The 17,054-nt window shown below is 68.5% G+C and carries 17 protein-coding genes and 1 riboswitch; of the genes, 12 read left to right on the forward strand and 5 right to left on the reverse strand.

Going from position 1 to position 17,054, the window contains the following annotated elements; all coding sequences use genetic code 11:
- Positions 1 to 5: 5 nt before the first annotated feature.
- The 9 genes from DV704_RS03840 (at position 6) to DV704_RS03880 (ending at position 8,603) form a co-directional block, all read left to right on the forward strand.
- Entirely contained in the window at positions 6 to 1,052 is a 1,047-nt protein-coding gene (locus tag DV704_RS03840) for a rod shape-determining protein (protein WP_114798243.1), read from the forward strand.
- A 12-nt stretch (positions 1,053 to 1,064) separates the two neighbouring features.
- Positions 1,065 to 2,072: a UDP-3-O-(3-hydroxymyristoyl)glucosamine N-acyltransferase gene (locus tag DV704_RS03845; protein ID WP_114798244.1), complete on the forward strand. Its 1,008-nt coding sequence runs from the start codon at positions 1,065 to 1,067 to the stop codon at positions 2,070 to 2,072.
- Positions 2,069 to 2,818 (forward strand): UDP-3-O-acyl-N-acetylglucosamine deacetylase, encoded by a 750-nt coding sequence (locus tag DV704_RS03850; RefSeq protein WP_114798245.1) that lies wholly within the window; start codon positions 2,069 to 2,071, stop codon positions 2,816 to 2,818. Before DV704_RS03845 ends, DV704_RS03850 begins: the two co-directional genes overlap by 4 nt.
- 80 nt (positions 2,819 to 2,898) lie before the next feature.
- Positions 2,899 to 3,852: a Gfo/Idh/MocA family protein gene (locus DV704_RS03855; protein WP_233498231.1), complete on the forward strand. Its 954-nt coding sequence runs from the start codon at positions 2,899 to 2,901 to the stop codon at positions 3,850 to 3,852.
- A 23-nt stretch (positions 3,853 to 3,875) separates the two neighbouring features.
- Complete coding sequence (gene fabZ / locus DV704_RS03860) at positions 3,876 to 4,319, forward strand: 3-hydroxyacyl-ACP dehydratase FabZ (RefSeq protein WP_114798426.1); 444 nt, start codon at positions 3,876 to 3,878, stop codon at positions 4,317 to 4,319.
- The gene (lpxA, locus tag DV704_RS03865; protein WP_114798247.1) at positions 4,316 to 5,095 is read left to right on the forward strand and encodes an acyl-ACP--UDP-N-acetylglucosamine O-acyltransferase; all 780 of its coding nucleotides are present in this window, start codon (positions 4,316 to 4,318) and stop codon (positions 5,093 to 5,095) included. The genes fabZ and lpxA overlap by 4 nt, the downstream gene beginning before the upstream one ends.
- Complete coding sequence (locus DV704_RS03870) at positions 5,095 to 6,264, forward strand: sugar synthetase (protein WP_114798248.1); 1,170 nt, start codon at positions 5,095 to 5,097, stop codon at positions 6,262 to 6,264. Before lpxA ends, DV704_RS03870 begins: the two co-directional genes overlap by 1 nt.
- On the forward strand, positions 6,261 to 7,931 hold the full coding sequence (locus DV704_RS03875; protein WP_114798249.1) for an ABC transporter ATP-binding protein: 1,671 nt from the start codon (positions 6,261 to 6,263) through the stop codon (positions 7,929 to 7,931). The genes DV704_RS03870 and DV704_RS03875 overlap by 4 nt, the downstream gene beginning before the upstream one ends.
- Positions 7,932 to 8,603 carry an RNA-binding protein gene (locus tag DV704_RS03880; protein ID WP_114798250.1) on the forward strand — a complete coding sequence of 224 codons (672 nt, stop codon included), beginning with the start codon at positions 7,932 to 7,934 and terminating at the stop codon, positions 8,601 to 8,603. It abuts the gene before it with no gap.
- 2 nt (positions 8,604 to 8,605) lie between these two features.
- On the opposite strand, the gene DV704_RS03885 is transcribed toward DV704_RS03880, so the two are convergent.
- The 3 genes from DV704_RS03885 to DV704_RS03895 form a co-directional block, all read right to left on the reverse strand.
- A complete protein-coding gene (locus tag DV704_RS03885; protein ID WP_114798251.1) occupies positions 8,606 to 9,301 on the reverse strand; it encodes a carboxylesterase in 696 nt (231 codons plus the stop codon).
- Between the two features lie 10 nt (positions 9,302 to 9,311).
- Positions 9,312 to 10,583, reverse strand: coding sequence for an NAD(P)/FAD-dependent oxidoreductase (locus DV704_RS03890; RefSeq protein WP_114798252.1), 1,272 nt, complete (start codon positions 10,581 to 10,583; stop codon positions 9,312 to 9,314).
- Positions 10,584 to 10,696: 113 nt separating this feature from the next.
- Positions 10,697 to 11,161: an Hsp20/alpha crystallin family protein gene (locus DV704_RS03895; RefSeq protein WP_114798253.1), complete on the reverse strand. Its 465-nt coding sequence runs from the start codon at positions 11,159 to 11,161 to the stop codon at positions 10,697 to 10,699.
- Between the two features lie 159 nt (positions 11,162 to 11,320).
- On the opposite strand from DV704_RS03895, the gene DV704_RS03900 reads away from it, so the two are divergent.
- From DV704_RS03900 to DV704_RS03910, 3 genes are read left to right on the forward strand one after another with little or no spacing between them, the layout of a single operon-like run.
- The gene (locus tag DV704_RS03900; protein ID WP_114798254.1) at positions 11,321 to 12,463 is read left to right on the forward strand and encodes an NEW3 domain-containing protein; all 1,143 of its coding nucleotides are present in this window, start codon (positions 11,321 to 11,323) and stop codon (positions 12,461 to 12,463) included.
- 8 nt (positions 12,464 to 12,471) lie between these two features.
- Positions 12,472 to 13,401: an ABC transporter ATP-binding protein gene (locus DV704_RS03905; protein ID WP_114798255.1), complete on the forward strand. Its 930-nt coding sequence runs from the start codon at positions 12,472 to 12,474 to the stop codon at positions 13,399 to 13,401.
- Positions 13,391 to 14,359, forward strand: a complete 969-nt coding sequence (locus tag DV704_RS03910) for an ABC transporter permease (RefSeq protein ID WP_114798256.1) — start codon at positions 13,391 to 13,393, stop codon at positions 14,357 to 14,359. The genes DV704_RS03905 and DV704_RS03910 overlap by 11 nt, the downstream gene beginning before the upstream one ends.
- Here DV704_RS03910 and DV704_RS03915 read toward each other — a convergent pair.
- Both DV704_RS03915 and DV704_RS03920 read right to left on the reverse strand, forming a co-directional pair.
- Complete coding sequence (locus DV704_RS03915; RefSeq protein WP_114798257.1) at positions 14,298 to 15,842, reverse strand: iron ABC transporter permease; 1,545 nt, start codon at positions 15,840 to 15,842, stop codon at positions 14,298 to 14,300. The genes DV704_RS03910 and DV704_RS03915 overlap by 62 nt on opposite strands.
- On the reverse strand, positions 15,843 to 16,907 hold the full coding sequence (locus tag DV704_RS03920; protein ID WP_114798258.1) for a thiamine ABC transporter substrate binding subunit: 1,065 nt from the start codon (positions 16,905 to 16,907) through the stop codon (positions 15,843 to 15,845).
- A gap of 19 nt (positions 16,908 to 16,926) precedes the next feature.
- A riboswitch (TPP riboswitch) is annotated at positions 16,927 to 17,021 on the reverse strand.
- Between the last annotated feature and the right edge of the window lie 33 nt (positions 17,022 to 17,054).

Below are 17,054 nucleotides of genomic sequence, written 5' to 3' on the forward strand. Positions count from 1 at the left end.
GCGCTATGGCAGGCTGGTTTTCGTTCCGCGGGGAGGACGTGGGTATTGACCTGGGCACCGCTTCGGTGCTCATCTACATGCGGGGCAAGGGTATTGTGCTGCGCGAACCCTCGGTGATCGCCATGGTGAGCGATACCAAAGAGGTCAAGGCGGTGGGGGCCGAGGCCTATCGGATGCTGGGGCGTACCCCGGGCAACATCGTGGCGGCCCGCCCGCTCAAGGACGGGGTGATTGCCGACTACACCCTGACCGAGCGGATGCTCACCCTTTTTATCAAGAAGGTGTTGCCGCCCCTGCGCTTCTTCAGGCCCCAGGTGATGGTGGGGGTGCCCTCGGGGGTGACCGAGGTGGAGCGGCGGGCGGTGGTGCAGGCCATCGTGGAGGCTGGGGCCAAGCGGGCCTACCTGATCGACGAGCCCCTGGCCGCGGCCATCGGGGCGGGCATCAAGATTGCCGAGCCCACCGGCAGCATGGTGGTGGACATAGGGGGGGGCTCGAGCGACATCGCGGTCATCTCGCTGGGGGGCATCGTGCGCTCTACCAGCCTGCGCATTGCCGGCAACGAGTTCGACGAGTCCATCATCCGCTACATCCGCAGCAAGTACAACCTCCTCATCGGAGAGCGCACCGCGGAGGACCTCAAGATCAGGATTGGCGCGGCCAAGCTGGCCCCGGGCGAGGCAGGCATGACGGCTGAGGTGCGGGGGCGCGACCTGCTTACCGGGTTGCCCAAGAGCATCGAGGTGAGGACCGAGGATGTGGTGGAGGCCCTCAGGGAGCCTCTGGAGAAGATCGTCCAGGGGGTCAAAGGGGTTCTGGAAAACACCCCACCCGAGCTGGTGGCCGATATCATCGACCGGGGAATTCTGCTGACCGGTGGGGGGGCTTTGCTGCGCAACCTGGACCTGCTGCTGCAGGAGGCCACCGGGGTGCCGGTGGTGGTGGCCGAGAACGCGGTGGAGGCGGTGGCCCTGGGCACGGGCAAGGCCCTGGACATGCTGCACGTGCTGCGGGACGCCCTGGTTACCTCGGACAACGTCCTGCGGCGGTAACCTTGGCCCCCTATGTGGCTTTCCGAGATAGCCGAGCGTCTGGGGGGGCGGCTCGAGGGCCCGAATCAATGGGTGACCCGCCTGGCTTCCCCTGAGGAGGCCCAGCCCGGTGAGCTGGTGGTGGTGCGGGAGGGCCGCTACCTGGAAGCGGCCCTGGCCAGCGGGGCGGCCTTGCTCCTGGAGGAGGGCGTCCCCTGCTCTGGCTCCACCAGCCGCGTTCGGGTCCCCTCGGTGGCCCGAGCCTGGCCCCGGGTGCTGGCGCTTTTCGACGCGCCTGAGCGTTGGGCTTCGCCCGGGGTGCACCCCACGGCCTGGGTGGAGGAGGGGGCCAGGGTGGACCCCACCGCCGCCGTGGGGGCCTACGCCTTCGTGGCCCGAGGGGCCCGGGTGGGGCCGGGGGTGGTGGTGGGCCCCTACGGCTACGTGGGGGAAGGGGCCGAGGTGGGCCCCCAGAGCGTGCTCGAGCCCCGCGTAACCCTCTACCCAGGCACGCGGGTGGGGGCCGGGTGCCGCATCGGGGCGGGCAGCGTGCTGGGCATCATAGGGTTTGGCTTCCAGGACGGGCAGCGCCTGCCCCACACCGGTCGGGTGGTGCTGGAGGATGGGGTGGAGCTGGGGGCCCACTGCGTGGTGCAGCGCAGCGTGGTGGGGGAGACCCGCATCGGGGCAGGAAGCAAGATCGGCGACCTCACTGACATCGGTCACAACGTGCGGATTGGCCGTGGGGTGGTCATGGTGGGCAACAGCGCAGTAGGGGGCAGCGTGGTGATTGAAGACGGGGTGCGGATGGGGGGAGGGGTGGTCATCAGCGACCATGTCCGCCTGGGGAGAGGGGCAACCCTGGCCGGGGGCAGTGCGGTGAGCAAATCGGTGCCGCCGGGTGAGACCTGGGCCAGCGGGGTGCCGGCTTTGCCCATCCGTCGCCACTGGCGCCGGCTGGCCCTTCTGGAGTGGCTGTTGGCCCGGGAGCGGGCCCTGCGCGGGCTTTTGCGGGAGCGGGGTGGGGACAGGGAACCATGACCATAAGCGGCATCGGCCTGCACACCGGGGAGCCGGCCACGCTCCGCTTTCATCCGGCAGAGGGGCCGGTGCGCTTCTGGCTTCGGGGGGTGGAGGTGCGCCCGCTGGCCTCGGCGGTGGTGGATACCAGCCGCTGCACGGTGCTCGGGTGGGGAGGGCACCGGCTCATGACGGTGGAGCACTTGCTGGCCGCGCTTTACATCCGGGGCATCTGGGAGGGGCTTGTCATCGAGGTCTCAGGTCCCGAGGTGCCCATCCTCGACGGCAGCGCCCAGGAGTGGCTGGCCGCCTTGCAGGATTTCCCCGCCCTGGGGCCGGCGCCGCTGCCCCTGCCGGGGGCCTTCAGGGTGGAGCAAGGGCGCAGCAGCGCCATGGCCCAGCCCAGCCCCTCCTTCTCCCTGCTGGTCACCATTCTCTTCCCCCATCCCAAGATAGGCTACCAGCAGGTGGCCTGCCCCCCGGTGGGCTTGCCGGAGCTGGCCAAGGCCCGCACCTTCGGGTTTCTCCACGAGGTGGAGGCCCTGAGGGCTCAGGGGCTGATCAGGGGGGCCTCCCTGGAGAACGCGCTGGTCTTCAGCCAGCAAGGGTATGTCAACGTGCCGAGGATGCTCGGCGAGCCGGTCTACCACAAGGCCCTGGACTTCTTGGGCGACCTTTACCTGGCGGGCCGCCCCTACCAGGGGCGCTTCGTGGCGCACCGGGGCTCTCACCGGCTGCACGTGGAGCTGGCCCGGTTGTTGGAGTAGGGGGGAGGGTTTTGGATGTATTATCCTGCTTGGAAACGCGGGGTCGTGCGTTTTGTAGTGGGGATTCTATGGAGCTGAAGGTGGGCGTTGTGGGTGTGGGCGTGATGGGCACGTATCACGCCCAGGTGTATGCAGGGCTGCCTGGGGTGCGACTGGTAGGGGTGGCCGACCCCGATCCTTTCCGCCAGGCCGCGATTGAACAGGACTTGGAGGTACCGGCCTATGCGGACCCGGAGGACCTACTGGGCAAGGTTCAGGCGGTTTCCATCGCCTCGCCCACCTCGTTCCACTACCAGCAGGCCCGGATGTTTCTAGAGGCCGGGGTGCACGTGCTCTTGGAAAAACCCATGACCCGCACCCTGGAGGAGGCCCGGGAGCTGGTGCGCCTGGCGGAGCGGCAGGGGGTGGTTCTGCAGGTAGGGCATATCGTGCGCTTCTACCGCGCGGTGGGCGACCTGATGGGGATGGTAAGGAACCCTTGGGTGCTCGAGGCCCGCCGCATGGGCAACAACCGCCGCATCCGGGACATTGGGGTGGTGCTGGACCTGATGATCCACGACCTGGACCTGGTGCTTCTGCTCCTCAAGGAGAAGCCCCTGCGCTACAGCGTGGTGGGGCGGCAGGTGGACGGGCTGGACGAGTTCGCCCAGGCGGTGGTGGACTTCCCCTCTGGGGCCCGGGCCCTCTTCACCGCCAGCCGCATCTCGCCCCAGGCCGAGCGCTCGCTCACCATCACCCAGCCCGGCGAGGTGATCCGGCTCGACTTCAACAGCGAGTACACCGAGCTTTTGCTGCACCGCACCCCCCCTGTGCAGCCCGACCCCGACCGGACCATACCCAACGGGCGCACCCAGGTGCAGACCGAGCGCATCGCCATTCACAACGACAACCCCCTACGCCGCCAGCTCAAACACTTCGTGGACCGCATTCTGAAGGGCGAGCCCTCCATCGTGACCCTGGAGGACGACCTGCTGGCTTTGGAGCTGGCCCTGGAGCTCTCCCACGCCCTGCGGCCGGTGGCCCCGGTGCCCTGAGCACCGGCTATAGTATGGGCTTTGTGGACATCTACGAGCTCCTCAGGTTCCTACCCCACCGCTACCCCTTCTTGCTGATTGACCGGATTCTAGAGGCTGATGAAAAGCGCTTTCGCGCGCTGAAGAACGTGACCTTCAACGAACCGCAGTTCCAGGGGCACTTTCCCGGCTACCCCATCATGCCGGGGGTGCTGCTCCTCGAGGCCATGGCCCAGGCCTCGGTGGCGGTGGTGGTGCGCCGGCCCGAGTTCAAGCCGGGCATGCTGGTCTTCCTGGCGGGTGTGGAAGGGGCCCGCTTCAGGAAGCCGGTGGTGCCCGGGGACACCCTCCTTTTGGAGGGGGAGCTGTTGGGCTACCGGCAGGGGGTGGGCAAGGTCAGGGTCGGGGCCTGGGTCGAGGGAGAGCTGAAGGCCGAGGCTGTTCTGAGCTTTGTGCTCCGGGCAGGGCAGGAGGGGGGGGCGGCATGAGCCATCTGCTCATCCATCCCACAGCGGTGGTCTCGCCCAAAGCCCAGCTTGCGGCGGACGTGAGGATTGGCCCGTATGCGGTGGTGGAGGGGCCTTGCGAGATTGGCTCCGGCGTGGAGATCGGGCCCCATGCGGTAATCCACCCCTTCGTGCGGCTTTCGGCCGGGGTGAGGGTGGGGCCCCACGCGGTGCTGGGCGGGCTTCCGCAGGACCTCAGCTTCAAGGGGCAGGAGACCTGGCTCGAGGTGGGCCCCCAGACCGTTTTGCGGGAGGGGGTGGTGGTGCACCGCGCCACCCGGGAGGACCGGCCCACCCGAATTGGGGCGGGCTGCTACCTGATGGGCTACGTGCACGTGGGCCACGATAGCTGGGTGGGGGACGGGGTCATCCTGACCCAGGGGGTGGGGTTGGCCGGGCACGTGGAGGTGGGGGACCACGCGGTGATAGGGGGGATGGCCGGGGTGCACCAGTTCGTGCGGATCGGTCCCCGGGCCATGGTGGGGGCCATGGCCAAGGTGACCCGGGATGTGCTGCCCTACAGCCTGGCGGAGGGCAGCCCGGCCTTGCACTACCGCCTGAACACGGTGGGCCTGCGTCGGGCCGGCATCACCGGGGAGCGCTACCGGGCTTTGGAGCAGGCTTTCCGCGCTCTGCGGGAGGGCCGGGGGTTGGAGGGGCTGCCCGATACTGAGGAGATTCAGGTTCTTAGAGCTTTTCTGCGCGCTCCCTCCAAGCGCAACCTCTCCGGCTTTGTGCGGGGTCAACAAACAGACTGATGCTGGACGAGATTCTGCTCCTTACCAATGGGCCGGGGGAGCTTTCTACCTGGGTGCCGCCGGTTCTGTCGCGCCTGCGGCAGAGGGTGCCCCAGGCTCGTGTCGAGCTCTTTCTAATCCGCGACCAGTTTGCCGCCGGCACCGAGGCCCTCAAGGCCCGGGAGCTTCCTCTGGAGGCCCTCTCGGGCCGCCGGGCGTTTTTGCGGCGGCTGGTGGCGGGGCGGGCCCGGGGGCGAGGTCTGGTGCTGATGCTGGGCGGGGCCCCGCGCGATGCGGTTTGGCTGGGCCGGGCCACGGGCTACCCAGCCTTTGCCTACACCTTCGACCCCAAGGCCTTTCACCCGGGCCTCAGGGCGGTGCTGGTGGACTCGGAGCGCACCCGGAGGGCTATGATGGCTCAAGGGGCGGACCCCTCGCGGGTGGCGGTGGTGGGAAACCTGGTGGTGGACGCCCTCTGCGAGGCCCAGCCGTACCCTTCCCTCGAGGTGGATGTGCTGCTCTTTGCGGGCAGCCGCCCCTTTGCGGCCCGGTACATGCTGGGCTTTCTGCTGGCTGCGGCCGAGCGGATGGCCCTCGAGCGCCCTCAGCTCCGCTTTGCCTGGGTGCGAAGCCGCCTGCTGCCAGAGGCGGTGGTGGCGGAGGCGCTGGAGGCCCGGGAGGTGCGCGCGCTGGGAGGGGTGGGGGCTCGCTGGGAGGGGGATCGGCTCCGCACCGAGGGGGGGCTCGAGGTGCAGGTGCTGGACGAGAATTTGCGCTACTCGGCCATGCGCCAGGCCCATCTGGCCCTCACCCTTCCGGGCACCAACACCCTCGAGCTGGCCCTGGCCCGCCTGCCCTCGCTGGTGCTGCTACCGCTGCACAAGCCTGAGCTCTTGCCCTTGGAGGGGGTCTTGCACTGGCTTTTGCGCCTGCCCGGCACCGGGCCCCTAAAGCGCCATTTGGTTTGGCGCCTGGCCAGCCAGATTCCCTTCCTGGCCCTGCCCAACCAGTGGCTGGGCGAGGCGGTCTTTCCCGAACTGCGGGGGGCTTTTACCCCGGATGAGGTGGCCCGGGCGGGGCTTGGGCTGCTTTCGCGCGGCCCGGAGGTGCGGGCCCGCCTGGAGCGCCTCCAGGCCGAGCCGGGGGCCGACAACCTGGTGGCGCACCTGCTCCTTTGTGAGGTACGGTGAACCTCCTCCGCCTCCTGCACCCTTTCTGGCCCTATCTCATCCTGGCGGCGGCCCTCTCCGTTTTGCCCGCGTTGGCCCAGGCCCTCCTGCCTGCGCAGGTGGTCAAGCCGCTCTTCGACCGGATCGCGGCGGGGGCTTTTGACCAGGTGGGTCCGGTGCTGCTGGTAGGGGCTGGGCTGCTTGGGGTCTTGGTGGTGAGCGGGTACCTGCTGGAGGCCTTCATCGGCTACCTTTCGGTGAAGATACCCGCTGTTTGGCGGGAGCGGGTCTTCGACCGGCTGCTTTCTGCCGACCTGCGGGCCCTCAGCTTTTCAGCGGGCGGGCTCACCGGCCGGCTGGTGTCCGATTTGAAGGAACTGGAGGGCTTCCTCTTCTACAACCTCGGGGGGCTTCTGGCCCAGGGTATGTTGCTGCTGGCCCTCATATGGCAGCTTCTGCACCACTACGCCGAGCTTACCCTTTACCTGCTCCTGGCGTTGCCTTTGTGGGGGTTATTGCTGGGCTGGGTGGGGGGCTGGGTAACCCGCTACACCCGGCGCACCCAGGCTGCCTTAGAGCGGCTTTCGAGCCGGCTGGCCGAGGGGCTTGGGCGCCTCGAGCTCATCCGGGCCTTGAGCCTGGAGGACTTTGCCCGCGCCCGCTTCCGCCAAAGCAGCCGGCAGCAGTACCGGCTGGGCCGCACCCGGGGGCTGATTGCGGCTTTGAACCTGCCCTTGGGCCAGCTTGCCACCACCTCGCTTCTGGGCCTCCTCCTTTACCTGGGGGTGCGCTCGGTTGAGCAGGGCCGGCTGACGGTGGGCGACCTGACCGCTTTTCTGAGCCTGCTGGCCTTGGCAATCACCCCGCTGCAGCTCCTGAGCCGGATTGGAACCGGTTTTGCCCAGGCCGAAGGCGCAGCAGCGCGGGTGGTCGAGCTGCTTGCCCTTCCCCTGATGGACCCGCCGGGGAACTACGCGCCCGAGCGGCTGGAGGGGCGGCTCGAGCTGCGCGGCCTGGGCTTTGCCTATCCGGGGGGGGAGAGGGTGCTGAAGGACTTGGACTTGTGTATTCCTGCAGGCTCTTTCACGGCTTTGGTGGGGCCCTCGGGTGCAGGGAAGAGCACCCTTTTGCGCCTGTTGCTGGGGCTATACCCGCCGAGCGAAGGAAGGCTTCTTCTGGACGGGCAGGACCTGGGAAGCTATGACCCGCGCTGGCTGCGGACCCACGTGGCCTGGGTGCCCCAGGAGCCGCTTTTGTTCGCGGGCAGCGTGGCAGAGAACCTGGCGGCCCTGGGCGCAGCTTCCCCTGAGGCCATGCAAAGGGCCCTGGAGGTGGTGGGCCTGGCCCGCGAGATCGGCCTGGATACCCGGCTGGAGGAGGGCGGTGGGGGGCTTTCGGTGGGGCAGCGGCAGCGCCTGGCCCTGGCCGCAGCCCTGCTGCGCGATGCCCGAATCATCCTGCTGGACGAGGTGACCAGCGCCCTCGACCGCGCCAGCGAGGCCAAGGTGATGGCGGCGCTGGAGGCCGTTCGCCCGGGGCGCACTTTGGTGGTGGTGGCCCACCGCCTCTCTACCGTGCAGCATGCCGACCAGATCGTGGTGATGGAGCAAGGGCGCATCGTGGAGGTGGGCCGGCACGCCGAGCTGCTGGCCCGCGGAGGGGTGTACGCTCGGCTTTGGAGGGGCTAGGTGGTACAGGTTTACTTGAAGAAGGCCCGAGGGGGGCGGGTGGTGCAGACCCCCTTTCTGGAGGCGGAGGAGCTGGAGGAGCTGCGCCGGTTGGCCCTAGCCGAGGGGCTGAGGCTCGAGGCTTTCGGCGGGCTGCCGATGGCCTCCCGGCGGGTGGCGGTGCTCTACCCCCCCCACATCCCCGCCGTCTCCGACCCCACCCTGGTGCTATTCGTGCCTTTCGAGGGCGAACTCGAGACCGTGGAGGACCGCCTGCGCGGCCTGCTAGAGCCGGGCCTGCTGGGCGACTTGGAGGAGGTGGCGGGGGGGGCCTTGCTGGTCACCCTGCCCAAAGGGCTCAAGGCCCTGGAAGCCGCTGGGCTGGGGGTTCGGCCCGCGGCCCCGGAGGAGCTTCCCAAAACGCACGAGCGTGTTCGCAGCGTGGTGGTGCCCAGCCTGCGGGTGGACGTGGTGGGGGCCCGGGGCTTCGGGGTCTCGCGCGCCTACTTCGCCCAGGGGGTCAAGGCCGGCAAGGTGCGCCTGCGCGGCCGGATGGCCACCGGCAGCGATGAGCTCGCCGAGGGCGACCGGCTGCTGGCCGAAGGCCTGGGGGTGCTGGTGGTGCGGCGGGTGCTGGGGCAGACCAGGCGGGGCAACCTGAAGGTGGAGCTCGAGGTGGAAAGGGGTTCCTGAGCCTAGCCTGGCGCCAGCAACGGCTGCAGCCAGGCCGCGATGTCCTGGGCGATCTGGCCGGCCAGGGGGTCGAGCAGCATGTCGTGCCGGCTGGGGTAGACCCGGTAGGTTTTGCGCGGGTCCCCGATGAGGTCGAAGTAGCGGCGCACCGCGCGGCTGGGCACCGTGTCGTCGTGGGCGGCCTCGAGGACCAAAGCCGGGGCTTTGACCCGGGGCAGCAGCTCGGGCAGGCGCCTTTGCAGGGCGATGAGCTGGGTCAGGGCCACGGTGGGGAAGTTGGGGTAGTTGGGGCTTTGGGCCTGCCTTCGGGCCACCTCGGCGGGGTCGGTGCTGTAGGCCCAGGGCTTGAAGGGGTGGAGCAGGGGGGCCAGATAGGCCAGGCGGTTTTTGAATCCGAGCGCCGGGGCCAGGGCCACCAGGGCGGCGGTTTTGTGCTCAGCGGCCAGCCAGCCGGCCAGCAGCCCGCCCATCGAGAGCCCCACCACGGCCCGCGGCTCCTCCAGGGCCAGATAAGCCTCGCGCGCGGTCTGCAGCCAGTCCTGCCAGCGCACCTTGCGCAGGTCTTCGGGCTGGGTGCCGTGGCCGGGCAAGGTGGGCTGGGCCACCCGGAAGCCTGCCTGGCGCAGGGTCTCGGCCAGGGGCCCCATGGTCAGAATGGGGTGGGAGGTGAAGCCGTGCAGCACCAGAACGCCGGGCATGGCTGTCAGCTTAGCATATGGGTGCTTCCCTTGGGGTTGGGAAGACGTGCCGATGGTGCATGATTCGCACGGCGAAGTCGTAGGTAAAGTAGCTGTAGGCCCAGTTGGACAGCACCATCATCCGGTTGCGGAAGCCGATCAGGTAGTACAGGTGGACCGCCAACCAGGCCCCCCAGGCCAAAGAGCCCCGCAGCTTCAGGGGGCCCATCTCGGCGATGGCCTGGCTGCGCCCAAGGGTGGCCATGCTGCCCTTGTCCTTGTAGCGAAAGGCAACCGGAGGCTCGCCCCGCAGGCTTCGCAGAATGTTCTTTGCGGCCAGGGCACCCTGCTGCATGGCGGTGGGGGCCACCTGAGGGTAGGGGCGGCCCCCGGGGCCCTCCAGGTAGTTGAGGTCGCCCACCACGTAGATGGAGGGGTGGTCGGGGAGGTGAAGCCCGGGGGCGGTGGCGACCCGCTGGCCGCGGGTGGTGGGCAGGCCGGGCAGGGCCTGCCCGGTAATACCCGCGCTCCAGATGACGGTGAAGCTCGGTATGCTCCGGCCGCTGTGGAGCCGCACCAGCCCTGGGGTCAGCTCCACCACCCGCTCGTTCAGGTATAGCTCCACCCCAAGGCTTTGCAGGAAGCCCTGGGCGTAGGCCCTCGAGCCGGGCGAGAAGGCGCTTAGGAGGTGGGGTGCTGCCTCTATCAGCACGATTCGCACTTCCTTTGGACTCAGGTCGGGGTAATCGCGGGCAATCACATGGCGGCGCAGCTCGCCCAGGGCACCGGCCAGCTCCACCCCGGTGGGCCCTCCCCCTGCCACCACGAAGGTCAGCAGGGCCCGGCGGCGTTCGGGATCGGATGTGCGCACCGCTTCCTCACAGGCCGATAGAATCCGGTCGCGGATTTTCATGGCGTCGTCCAGGCTTTTGAGGCCCAGGCCATACTCCGCCACCCCCGGTAGGCCGAAGTCGTGGGTGCGGCTCCCGGTCCCCACGACGAGGTAGTCGTAGGGGACCGGCTGCCCTTCTACCCAGAGCACCCGTTCCCGCGGCTCCACACCCTCGGCGTTGCCCATCAGGAAGCGGACGTTGTTTCGCCTGCGCAAAAAGGCCCGTATGGGGAAGGCAATCTGGGGGGCCTCGAGGCCAGCGGTTGCCACCTGGTACAGCAGGGGCTGGAAGAGATGATGGTTGTTCCGGTCTACCAGCACCACCTCTACGCCGGGTTTTCCCGATAGAGCCCGGACCGCATGTAAACCGGCAAACCCTGCGCCCAAGACCACCACGCGTTTCGTTTCCATTTTTGCTCTCCGGTTGCCCTGGGAAGCTCCAGGACTTTTGTCCCGGAGATTGTACCTCTTTTCACAAGAAAAGAAAAGCGAAGGCCCCCCATCGGGGGGCCCTCCGGGGTAGTCTAGACCGCGCTAATCGCGATTCGCCGTACCCGGGCCTCCTCTGCCTTGGGCAGGGTCAGGCGCAGAAGACCGTCGCTGAGGGTGGCCTGGATTTTTTCGCTCTCGACCGAGGCGGGTAGGGTGATGCTCTGGGCAAAGCTGCCCCGGGGCAGCCCCCGCGCCCAGTAGCGCCGCTCTCCTTCGGACACCTCGGGGTAGGTGCCGCGCACAGTGAGCTGGTTGCCCTCCAGCCTCACTTCCAGGTCCTCCTTGCGCAGCCCCGGCACGGCCAGCTCAAGCACCAGGCTGTCGTCGGTCTCGTAGAGGTCGAAGGGATAGGCGCGGGTGTGGAGGGAGCCGCCCAGAGAAGCCGTAACCTCTCTCCAAAGCCGGTCGAACTCGCTCCAGAAGTCGCTTACGGTCGAGAGATTCCAGTTCCGCCCGGGTACCGTTTGGACAGGCACATTCCGAACGATATCCAGCATACCGAAACCTCCTTTCCGTAGGGTTCGTCCGACCTTGTCCCTACACCGTAGGATTATAAAACCTGAGTCTATGTTTGTCAACTATCATTATTTTTCTAATAAAGATTTCATCTTCCTCGCCTAGAGTCTCACTTGGAAAACAACGGCTGGAGGTGCGCAATGCCACGCTTGGTTGCCCTTTTGCTGCTCGTGACCGGTCTGGGCCTGGCCCAAGGCTTCCGCGGCCTGGCCCTGTATACCCCCTACCCTTCGCAGAGCGTGCGGGTGGGGGAGACCATCAGCCTACCCATCTCCATCAAGAGCTTCGGCCTGCCGCCCCAGAGCGTGCAGGTGCGGGTGGTGGAGGTGGCCCCCGGTTGGAAGGCCAGCTTGCTGGGAGGGGGCCGGGTGGTGGGCGCGGTCTACGTGTTGCCCGATGCCGAACAGAGCCTCTCGCTGCGCCTGGAGCCGCCCCAGCGGGTCCAGCCCGGCACCTACCGCTTCCGGCTGGAGGCTTTGGGCAGTGGCGGCGCTCGGGCTGAGCTGCCCATCGCGCTGACCCTGGGCCAGGTCCTGCCCAAGCGGCTTTCCCTGGAGACCGAGCTCCCGGTGCTCAAGGGCACCCCCACCGCCAGCTTTCGCTACCGGGTGACCCTGAGAAACGAGAGCGACCAGGACCTGCTGGTGAACCTCGAGGCCGACGCGCCGCAGAACTTCCGCGTGAGCTTCAGCACTGCCTTCGGCGGTCAGGAGGTCAACAGCCTGCCCCTGAAGGCCGGGGAGAGCCGGGACCTGGATGTGCAGGTGACCCCGCCCCGCCAGGTGGAGGCCAAGCCCTATGCGGTCACCCTGCGGGCCCTGGCGGGGGACACCCGGGCCGAGCTGGTGGTGAACCTGGACATCACCGGCCAGGTCGAGCTGAGCCTCACCACCCCCGAGGAGCGGCTTTCGGGGCGGGCTTACGCCGGGCGGGAGAATCCCATCAAGCTGGTGGTCAAGAACACCGGCAGCGCCCCGGCCGAGAACGTAGAGCTTTCCGCCAGCGAGCCCTCGGGCTGGGAGGTCAAGTTTGAGCCGGATAAAATCGAGCGCATTGCCCCTGGTGCAGAGTCGGAGGTCACCGCCCGGGTCAAGCCCTCGCCTCGCGCGGTGGCGGGCGACTACATGCTCACCTTCCGGGCCTCTGCGGATGGGGCTTCCACCTCGGCCGACTACCGCGTCACGGTCCAGACCTCTACCCTTTGGGGGCTGGTGGGGGTGGCCCTGATCGCGGTGGCGGTGGGGGCGGTGGGCTTTGCCGTCTCGCGCTTTGGCCGGCGGTAGGAGGGCCCATGGTCATCGAGACCCAAGGCCTGACCAAGCGCTACGGCAAGGTGGTGGCGGTGGAGGACCTGAACCTCGCCATTGAGGCCGGCGAGGTCTACGGCCTTCTGGGCCCCAACGGCTCCGGTAAGACCACCACCATCCTGATGCTTTTAGGCCTCACCGAGCCCAGCGGGGGCATGGTGCGGGTGCTGGGGCTGGATCCGGTGCGCGAGCCGCTTTCGCTCAAAAAGCAGGTGGGCTACCTGCCCGACTCGGTGGGCTTTTACGGCGAGATGACCGCCTGGGAGAACCTCTCCTACATCGCCCGGCTCAACGGCCTGCCCCGCGCTGTGGCCGAGGAGCGCATCGAGCGGGTGCTGGGGCGGATGGGACTCGGCGAGGTGGCCCACCGGCCGGTGAGCACCTTCTCCAGGGGTATGCGCCAGCGGCTGGGGCTGGCCGAGGTGCTTCTCAAGGAGCCCAAGGTGGTGATCCTGGACGAGCCCACCTTGGGGCTGGACCCGGAGGCCGCCCAGGAGTTCTTGCGGATGATCCAGGGGCTGAAGGCTGAGGGCATCACGGTGCTCCTGTCCTCCCACCTTTTGCACCAGGTGCAGGCCATCTGCGACCGGGTGGGGCTTTTCCACAAGGGGCGGCTGGTGCTGGAGGGTCGGGTGGAGGAGCTGGCCCAGCGGGTGCTGGGGGGGGGCTACCGGATCCGGGTGGGGGCCAGCCCCCTGGAAGGCCTGGCCGAGCGGCTGGGGGCCTTGCCGGAGGTGAGCCGGGTGAGCGTGGAGGACGGGGAGATTCGGCTCGAGGCGCGCCGGGACATAAGGCCCCAGGTGGCCCAGGCGGTGCTGGAGGCGGGGGCGGCCCTCACGGGCCTGGCCCTGGAGCAGCCCAGCCTAGACGAGGTGTACGCCCGCTACTTCCAGGAGGTGCGCCATGCGGCTTAGCTCGAGGGCCCGCGAAGGCTCGCCCTGGACGGGGCTCTGGGCTGTGTTTTTCAAGGAGATGGCCGACCACCTCTCGAGCACCCGGATGCGCATCCTGGAGGTGCTGATCCTGCTCTCGGCGGTGGGGGCGGTCTACTCGGGGGCCCAGGTGCTGCGCCAGACGGTGGGCGAAGACCCCTTCCTGCTTTTGCGGGTGTTCACCGCGGCGCAAGACCCCTTGCCCTCCTTCGTGGCTTTCCTGAGCTTTTTCTTACCCCTGGCGGCCATCGCCCTGGGCTTTGACGCCATCAACAGCGAGTACAACCGCAACACCCTCTCGCGGGTCCTGGCCCAGCCCATTTACCGCGACGCCCTGCTTTGGGGCAAGTTCCTAGCCGCTTTGGCCACCCTGGCGGTCATCCTGCTGGCCCTCTTTTTGCTGGTGGTGGGCCTGAGCCTCATCTTCCTGGGGGTACCCCCCGGGGGGGAGGAGGTGGCGCGGGCTCTGCTCTTCCTTCTGGCTACCCTGGCCTACGCCGGGGTCTGGCTGGGGATTGCCCTGGTGGCCTCGGTGCTCTTCCGCAGCGCAGCCACCTCGGCCCTGGCGGCCATCGCGGTCTGGCTTTTCTTCGCGCTGTTTTGGGGAATCATCGCCCAGCTTCTGGCCCAGGCCGTGGCCCCCTACGACCCCTTCAACCCGGAAAGCGAGCTGCGCCAGGCCGAGGCCCTGCTGGCTTTCTCCCGGGTTTCGCCCAACACCCTCTACGCCGAGGCCATTCAGGCCCTTCTGAACCCTGGGGTGCGGAGCCTGGGACCGGTGCTCATCACCCAGCTCCAGGGGGCCCTCCTGGGCTCGCCCCTTCCCCTGGGGCAGAGCCTCCTCCTGGCCTGGCCCCAGCTCACTGGGCTCATCGCCCTTACCCTGCTCCTCTTCGCCTTGACCTATGTGCTCTTCCAGCGGCGGGAGGTTCGGGCCTGAGCCCCAGCAAAAGCGCCATGCAGAGGAGCATCAGCAACAGGGCCAGCACGCTGGCCTCGTGGAAGGGCTGGGCCCCCGGCCGGCCCAGCCGCTCGTAGATGGCCAGCGAAAGGGTGGTCCACTCAGGGCGCTGGAGGGTGAGGGTGGCCCCGAACTCGCCCACCCCGGCGGCCAGGGCCAGGGCCAGGCCCGAGAGGGCCGAGGGGCGGACCAGGGGCCATTCCACCCGCACAAAGCGGCGCCAGGGGGGAGCACCGAGCACGCGGGCAGCCTCGAGCACCCGCGGCGGCAAGCTTTGCAGCGCGGGCAGAAGGGCCCGGGCCAGCAGGGGGTAGCTCAAAAGCGCGTAGGCTCCCAACAGCAGCAGCAAGGAGCCCCGCAGCCCCGGGTAGACCAGCAGGTAGCCCAGCCCCACCGCCACCGGTGAGACCATCAGGGGTATAAGCCCCAGCAGGTCAAGCCCGCGGGCCCCCCGCCAGACCGCGTAGGCGTAGAGGAAACCCAGGGGAATCACCGCCAGCATCGCCAGCGCGGCGAAGAGCAGGGTATTCTGCAGGGCCAGGAGGCCTGGGGTGAAGCTGGGGCTTTGCCAGACCGAGACCCAGGCCGAAGGCCGCTCTAGCGCCCGCCAGATGAGGGCCAGGAGGGGGCTGTAGAGCGCGGTGAAAAAGGCCCCCACCCCCAGGCCTAGGCCCAGGGCGCTCCCCCGTGGCAATACAAGCGGCGCCTCGCTGCCCTCCAGGCCCACCCCGAGCCGGCCTTGAAGCCGCAGGTAGCCCAGCAGCACCAGGGCGCTGACCCCGATCTGCATCAGCACCAGGGCGCTGGCCTCGGGAAAGGCCAGGCGCTGTGCCAGGGCCTGGTAGGTAGCCACCTCGAGCGTGGCCCATCCCGGCCCTCCCAAAAGAAGCGGGACCCCGAAGCTGGTGAAGCTGTAGAGGAAGACCAGGCTGCCGCTGGAAAGAAGGGCCGGAGCCAGCAGGGGCACCCCCACCCGCAGGTAGGCCCGCAGGGGGCTGGCCCCCAGGGTGCGGGCCGCGGCCAGGGGAGGGGCCAGCAAGGGCAGCAGGGCCACCAGCGGCCGCAGCACCAGGCCCAGGTTGTAGAGCGCGCTGGCCCAGAAGAGAACCCAGGGGGTGCCGTAGAGGTTTACCCCCAGCGCCCCCCGCGGCCCCACCAGGGCCAAGAAGCCCATGGCTACCACCAGAGGGGGCAGGACGAAGGGCACCACGGAGAAGGCCAGCCAGAACCCCCGCCCCCAAAACCGGTAGCGAAAGGCATAGGCCAGCGGCAGGGCCAGCAGCAGGCAGAGCAGCGAGGAGCCCAGCCCGTAGGCCAGGCTCCAGCCCAGCCGGGCCAGATAATAGGGGTCGGCCAGGGCCTGCCCGAAGCCTTCCCCCAGCCCCAGGGCCACAATCCGCCCCAGAGGGTAGAAAAGCGCCAGCGCCAGGAAGAGAAGCACCGGCAGGGCCAGCCAGCGCATCTACCGCCGGGCCTTCACCGCCTGGGCGCTTTGCCCCTGCAGCACCACCTGGGTCCACTCCCTGATCCAGCGTTCGCGGTTTTGCCGGATCTGTTGGGGGCTGAGCCGGGCCGGTTGGGGGGGTACCTCGGCAAAGCGGAAGACCTCGGGCAGCCTGGCGTCGCGCCGGGCCGGGTAGACCCACATCTCGGTGGGGATGTTTTCCTGCACCGGGCGCGAGATGAGCCAGTCCACGAAGCGCTGGGCCGCCCGCAGGTTGCGGGTCCCCTTCAGGATGCCCACGTACTCGATTTGGAAAAAGGCGCTGCCGGGCAGGAACAGGTTGGCCGTGGGCGGCTCGCTGGGTTTGGGCCTGGCCTCGCTGTAGTAGAGCTCGGCGGCAGGGCTGGTGCTGTAGGAGACCACCAGGGGTCGGTCCCCCCCTGCACGGGTGAAGTGGGTGTAGTAGGCCTCGCTCCACCCGCTCACCACCCGCACCCCGTTCTTGCGCAGCTCCTCCCAGAACTCCAGGTAGCCCTCCTCGCCGAACGAAGCCACCGTGGCCAGCAAGAAGGCCAGCCCCGGCGAGCTGGTGGCGGGGTTCTGCACCACCAGCAGCCTGGCGAAGGCCGGAGCGGCCAGGTCGCCGAAGCGCTGGGGCAGGGGGCGGTCTTTGAAGTAGGCCCGGTCGTAGTTGAGGGCCACGTAGCCGAAGTCCACCGGGGTGGCCCGGAAGGTCTGGTCGAGCAGGAGTTCAGGGCGCAGGCTGGCCAGCTCGGGCGAGCGGTAGGGCTGCAGGATATCGGCCTCCAGGGCGCGCGAGAGCAGGGTATTGTCGAAGCCGTAGATCACATCGGCAATGGGGGCGCTTCTGCTCAGGATGGCCTTGTTGAGCATCTCCCCTGCGTCGCCCCCTTTCAGAAAGCGCAGCCGGAGGCCCGCTTCCCGCTCGAAGCGGGCGACCAGGTTCTTGTCCAGGCTGAAGCTGTCGTGGGTGAGGATGGTCAGGGTGGGCGGCTGGGCTAGGGCAGGGGCCAGGGCGGCGAGCGCCAGACCGAGCCAGAAGGCCCATCGGTTGGGGTACATAAAAACTCCCTCCTTGTCATCGGGAGGGGTGTCATGCTCCCTACGGCGGTACGAACCGCATCAGGTTCAAAGGGTCTCTCTCAGCCCGGGCTCCGGGCACCCCCGATGACACCCGGATGATACGCTTCGGGGAAGAGACCGTACAGG

It is taken from the genome of Meiothermus sp. QL-1 (genome assembly GCF_003351145.1).
In the GTDB taxonomy this organism is placed as follows: domain Bacteria; phylum Deinococcota; class Deinococci; order Deinococcales; family Thermaceae; genus Meiothermus.